Raw genomic sequence first — 880 nt, 5'->3', positions numbered from 1 at the left:
TGACGCTATATGGCGTCATAGTTTCTGGCAATGCACGGAGTTGCTGCGATGGACCTGGCACAATATGCGGATCACGGGTTGTTCGCACCCAAGAAGATTGCGGACGCTTTCCGCACCACGAGCGAGGAGATTGCGCGCACCTGGTCTGGGCAAAGACGCGGTCCAGCGGCGGGAGCGGGTGCGCTCAGACAAGACGCAGCGCCGCCTGCGCGAAATGGTGGAAATCGTTAACAAGGTCGAGCCGCGATTTGGCTCCGCGCTCATTGCCTACGCCTGGTATCGGTCCGAACCGCTGCCGGGATTTTCGGGGCAGACGGCAATGCAGCTCGTTCGGGAGGGTCGAGCCAATGAGGTGCTCGACTTCATCGACGCGGTCGATGCGGGGATTTACGCCTGACGATCGCCGCCATCACCTATTCGGGCCGGCTCTACCGCGCCCTCAATCCGGTGTATGCCCGCGAGCCAATGTCGGGACGCGGTGCCGAACTCTATGGAGGGCGTTTCAACCCCAAGGGGATGCCGGCGCTCTATGCGTCGACCTCGGTCCTGACGGCTTTGCGCGAAGCCAACCAGGTTGGCGATCTGCAGCCGACGACGCTGGTCGCTTATCGTGCAGAGATCGAGGCCGTCTTCGATACGGGCGACGGCACTGCTCTTGCACCAATGGGTCGCGATGCGACCGTCCTCGCCGGCCCGACATGGCGCGATCAGATGAGAGACCATGGCGAGGCGCATACGCAGCGATTTGCCCGTGAGCTGGTCGCGCAAGGCTATAATGGCCTGCTCGTGCCGAGCTTCGCCAAGGGCGCGGCAATCGGCGACTTGAATCTCGTTCTGTGGCGATGGGGTCACGCTGCCCCATCCAGGCTCGAGCTGATCG

Annotated in this window: 1 protein-coding gene and 1 pseudogene; both read left to right on the top strand. The window is 62.8% G+C overall.

Annotated elements, in window-relative coordinates; genetic code table 11:
• Positions 1-48: 48 nt before the first annotated feature.
• A pseudogene (locus tag P9272_RS35885) lies at positions 49-397 on the top strand (antitoxin Xre/MbcA/ParS toxin-binding domain-containing protein).
• Positions 398-408: 11 nt separating this feature from the next.
• A partial coding sequence (locus P9272_RS35880) for an RES family NAD+ phosphorylase (RefSeq protein ID WP_278164946.1) occupies positions 409-880 on the top strand: 472 nt, incomplete at its 3' end.

The organism is Mesorhizobium sp. WSM4976, assembly GCF_029625685.1.
Classification (GTDB): Bacteria; Pseudomonadota; Alphaproteobacteria; order Rhizobiales; family Rhizobiaceae; genus Mesorhizobium.
The sequence above is the reverse complement of the archived record's forward strand: the minus strand, read 5'-3'. Positions and strand labels throughout refer to the sequence as shown.